This window comes from Paenibacillus sp. 2TAB23, assembly GCF_052115165.1.
In the GTDB taxonomy this organism is placed as follows: Bacteria; Bacillota; Bacilli; order Paenibacillales; family Paenibacillaceae; genus Pristimantibacillus.
In genome coordinates this window covers 1-5,000 of record NZ_JBFRGD010000051.1, presented here as the reverse complement: position 1 = coordinate 5,000, position 5,000 = coordinate 1, and the positions used below count along the sequence as shown (strand labels likewise).

The 5,000-nt window shown below is 46.0% G+C and carries 3 protein-coding genes; 2 read left to right on the top strand and 1 reads right to left on the bottom strand.

Annotation, left to right across the window (positions count from 1 at the left end):
• Nucleotides 1–137: 137 nt before the first annotated feature.
• Nucleotides 138–890 (top strand): type I methionyl aminopeptidase, encoded by a 753-nt coding sequence (map, locus tag AB4Z29_RS32095; RefSeq protein ID WP_441946934.1) that lies wholly within the window; start codon nt 138–140, stop codon nt 888–890.
• Between the two features lie 1,128 nt (nt 891–2,018).
• Here map and AB4Z29_RS32090 read toward each other — a convergent pair.
• A complete protein-coding gene (locus tag AB4Z29_RS32090; RefSeq protein ID WP_441946933.1) occupies nt 2,019–4,262 on the bottom strand; it encodes an AraC family transcriptional regulator in 2,244 nt (747 codons plus the stop codon).
• A 343-nt stretch (nt 4,263–4,605) separates the two neighbouring features.
• Between AB4Z29_RS32090 and AB4Z29_RS32085 the strand changes: the two genes are divergently transcribed.
• Nucleotides 4,606–4,884, top strand: a complete 279-nt coding sequence (locus AB4Z29_RS32085) for a beta-galactosidase (protein ID WP_441946932.1) — start codon at nt 4,606–4,608, stop codon at nt 4,882–4,884.
• Nucleotides 4,885–5,000 lie beyond the last annotated feature (116 nt).

Sequence of the window (5,000 nt, the reverse complement as noted above, 5' to 3'; positions counted from 1 at the left end):
AATAAGTTATACATAGACAAATCTACTCGTTATGCCTTAATTATTTATTAAGCGTTGTGGATTTTGTTGCCGCAAAGCGTTGGTTGATGTATTGCGACTAACTTGCTTCGTAAAACCTTAAGGAGGTTTGAACACACATGGCAGTGGATTTGAAGACGAAGGAACATATTCGGGGTATTCGTAAGGCCGGTCGTATTGTCGCTGCCTGTCACAAAGCTCTCTCAAAACGGATTGCGCCGGGCGTTACGACGCAGGAGATTGACCGCTTTGTGGAGCGATTCATGCTGGATCGAGGTGCGACTCCTGCCCAAAAGGGGTACAAAGGTTATCCGTTCGCGATATGTGCCTCCGTTAATGAGGTTGTTTGCCATGGTTTTCCTGATTCAGAGCCTTTGGAAACGGGTGATATTGTTACGATTGACATGGTAGCCGATGTAGATGGTTGGAAAGCAGATTCGGCTTGGACCTACGCGATTGGTAGAATAAACACGGCAACCGAAAAGCTGCTTTTGGCCGCAGAGCAATCGTTGCAGGACGGAATTAAGCAAGCGGTGCTCGGCAATCGGCTTGGAGACATTGGTTATGCGATACAAGCTCGGGCAGAGAGAGCCGGCTTCGATGTGGTTACTGCATTCGTAGGTCACGGCATAGGCAGAAATATGCATGAATATCCTGATGTCATGCATCGCGGCGTACCTGGTCAAGGAATTGCCCTCGAAGAAGGCATGGTCATTACGATAGAGCCCATCATCACTGCCGGAAGGGCGGATGTATACATTGCGCAGGACGGGTGGATGGCACGAACACGGGACGGAGCATGGGCAGCGCAATTCGAGCATACTGTGGCCATTACCAAGGAAGGTCCTATCGTATTAACGCGTTGGGACTAAGTATGTTATTTATAAAAATGACATAGAGACCGGATGATGCAGCTAATGCTGTATTGATTCGGTTTTTTCTATAAAAAGGGCTATGTTTTAAAAATGGTGTAATGAAAAATTAAATAACTTAGGGGTTGTTAAATTCAGTTGAAATTGGAGCGGGATAGCAATGTAGCTGGTTAAGCTATAGAGAGCTGAGGTAACCAACGAGTCTATAAGAACAATATTGGCAGGAGAAAATCGAGATAACCCACCATTACTTCAGTTACATTGCACTTTTTACAATAGAAACCACTTATAAAGGGAAGCGCGAGAGGCTACGTTGTAGAAAGTGCATTAGAATCAGCTTAAATAGTGAGATATGGCTGAAACAGCGCCATTCTGTTGCAGAAACTACAACGTAGTAAGGCTTTGATTACTTAACCGACGAATAGAGTGTACAAAGTGCAACGTAGCTTGGGCAGTCGGCTGGAGAAAGCTGGGGCGATCAACCAGTCGCTTTGAGAAAGCTAAGGTAGCCAACCAATCGCTTTGATAAAGCTTGCATAGCTAACCTAGCTAAAAGAAGCAAGTCAGTTGGAGAAGGTCAGAGGCGACCAACCTTGAGAAGCTACAACATAATAAACGCCTGATTACTTAACCGACGAATAGAGTGTACAAAGTGCAACGTAGCTTGGGCAGTCGGCTGGAGAAAGCTGGGGCGATCAACCAGTCGCTTTGATAAAGCTAAGGTAGCCAACGAATCGCTTTGATAAAGCTTGCGTAGCTAACCTAGCTAAAAGAAGCAAGTCAGTTGGAGAAGGTCAGAGGCGACCAACCTTGAGAAGCTACAACATAATAAACGCCTGATTACTTAAACGACGAATAGAGTGTACATAGCGCAAAGTTGCTTGGGCAGTCGGCTGGAGGAAGCGAAGGCCATCAACCAATAGGTTTGAGAAAGCTTAGTCAGCCAACCAAGCCAACCAAGCCAACCAAGCCAACCAAGCCAACCAAGCCAACCAAGCCAACCAAGCCAACCAAGCCAAACCAACCAAACCAACCAAACCGAATCAAACCAAACCAAGCCAACCAACCAAACTAAACTACACGACACAAAACAAACAAAGAGGCGCCATTTGAGCGCCTCTTCTCTTTTTAGCCAAGCTTCATCTTACGATAATCTGACGGCGTTACGCCGAAGCTTTTTTTGAACATGCGATGGAAATAGGAGCTGCTGGTATAGCCGCTTTTAACCGCAATGTCTACAATGGAGCAGTCGGTGCTCTCCAAGTATTCCTTGGCCCGCTCTAGCCGAACGCTATTGATGACGTCAACGATGGCCGCCAGTGTTTGCTGCTTATAGACACGGCTAAGGTAAATAGAAGACATATCCATCTCGTCGGCAATCCAGTTAAGGCTGAGATTCGGATTCGCATACTCCTGCTGAATAAGGTCATTGATCCTGCGAATGAGGTCCCCTTGCTTTGTAGAGCGCTTCGTCGACAGCTTCGCTTGGATGTCATCGAACAAAGAGAAGAAAACCTCGTTCAGCTCCTCTATCGTTTCAAAATGATCCGGAGTTGGGATGTGGATACTAAGGCTCGCCTCAACATCCAAGCTGTTGTTCTTCTGAATGGTGAACAGGATATTGTTGACCGTCATCGTCAAATGCGAGATCGCAAGCTGGACGACATGAATCGGGAAAGCCGCGGTTTCCTGTACGATCTCCGCGAATAGCTTCTTCGCTTCCGTCGTTTTGGAGGTCATTAAAGCGTCTGTCAGCTTTCTCTCTTTGTCTACCGGAAAATTATATTCCTTTGATTTCAACGCAATGATATCCTGCGCATCGATAAGAGAACCCAAACCGTAGAATAAACGGTGCTGCGAAGCCTCTTTGACAAGCTTGTATAGGTTGGAGAGCTGCTGAGCTTGATAGCCTTCCGGACTGTAGGTTACGGATAGGCCGATCTTCAGGAAATCCAAGGAGGACTGCTGAATTTGGGTCAACACTTCACGCAGCAGCGCATCGTCGGACTCTTCGCCGTCATCAAGCCGATTCAACAGTATGATTACATAGTCGGCATCCATATCGACGGATTCAACTCGGTAATGCTTAAGACCGATCTCCCAGCCGATGTTCATCACGGCGAATTTGTACACATGCAGATCATCGCCGCGCGTTTCTTTCAATGCGGCAAGCTGATCGATACGCAGCATGACGACTCGAAAGCGTGAACTGAAATCAAACGTTATGCCGCTTTGCAGCAGCTTTTGCTGCTGGGCGCTCGTCTGTATGGACTGTGAGCCTTGAATCAGGCTGCGCAGCATATTTTGCCTAATGGTATAGGAGCTGTTGCGCTTTTCAGTCTCAAGAATGTTCATTTTATTCATAATCTGATGAATAGGACGATACAGCATACGCGATAACAGCCACGAGATGAGCAAGCCGATCACGAGAATGATTATTGCGATCAGAATCGTCGTATTGCGGATGGAATAGATCGCTTTGGTAACCTGTTTATATGGCGTCACGCGCACGTACTGCCATTCCAGCGTATCCGCCGATGTAAAGGAGATGAGGGATTTCTTGCCCTCGAATTCCGTAACCGCGTAGCCGGATGGCTTGTTTTTAATATGCTCCTGTATAAAGGCGGCATCCTTCTCGTTCAAAGGCTTGGAAAGAAGCGTATCGCCGGAGAGCATACGATCCTGATTATCCAATATATAAGATTTTCCTTCGGTATCGCTTTTGTTGGCGCCAATATCTTTGTTGATCCAAGCGGAAGAAATATTGATAATAACGGCGGAATTGATTTTTGGCGTTCGGCCAATGGCATCGTAGCCCAAATAGGTATATGCCTTTGTAACCTGCTCCCCCGCTAAACTGACGGTCGTATAAGTCCGTGGAATAGGCGTGAAAGGCCGGTATTGCTGGAATTGGTCTAAAATATCGAGAATGCCTTGATCGGCGAGATCTTCCTTGTTAAAGGTACCGCTTTCACCTTGCCGGCTCGCCGTATAAAATTGGCCGTTGGCTGAGTTATATACATAGATGGATTCAATAAATGGCATGGAGCTGAGATAGTTGTTCAGCTCGTTCATCGCGGCAGTTACATCGTAAATGTTCGGGTCATTATAGAACATAAGCTTGGAGACGCTGAACGTTCGATAAATTTGGAAGGAGAGCGATTGGGCGCTCTCTGTCATGCTAATCACTTCTTTACTCGTTTGGGTGAGGTTGCTGACATCGGATTGATAAGCCTTCTTCAGATCGATCTGCATATAGGTGAAGAAGTAAAACAAGGAGGACACTAATAAGGTAAGTACAATGCACAAGGTGATTGTGAACAGCAGCTTACTGTATAAATTCCCTTTGTTTTTCATTTGTACGGCTGGCATGCTGGTTCCCCCTCTATATGTAAGAAGCTTACAGGATTCATTTGTTCACCGATATCAGGTAAGCGCTTCCTTTTCGAGTACCCTAACAGAAAGCTGCTCGCTAATCAATAGTATGAATATTTCACTCTGCACGCCGTTAATACATTCATCATTATAATCTTCATCTGTCTTTGGGGGCAATGAAGCATGTTAATCAAGGTGAATGAACCTGATTTTTGGGAAGTGAACAATCCGTACCGTAGTGAACATATTGGCGAAAGGCCGCTATTTTAATGACAAATCGCCGCTTTTTCCGTTAGAATGTCACGGAATTCCATGCTATCGCAGAGGGGACCGTGAAGAAATGATCAATACGAAGCTGAAGCAAATCTGGTACGGGGGAGATTACAATCCCGATCAATGGCCGGAGGAGATCTGGCAGGAAGATATGCGTTTATTTAAGGAAGCGGGAATAAATGTGGTTACGCTGCCTGTTTTTAGCTGGGCCAAGCTGCAGCCGTCAGAGGAGCAATTTCAATTCGATTGGCTCGATACGCTGCTAAATTTGATTGCCGAGAATGGCATCTATGCATGCCTTGCAGGTCTGTTGATTAACCAATTTTTGGTTTTAGGGAAAGTTTAAGACGCTCGTCAAAAAGACGATCCATTCTGGCTGCAAGTGGTTCACACTCAATAACCGATCGAATTCGGCAAAAGATAACTGAGCACTCGGATGAACCACCGAAATGAACCACCGAA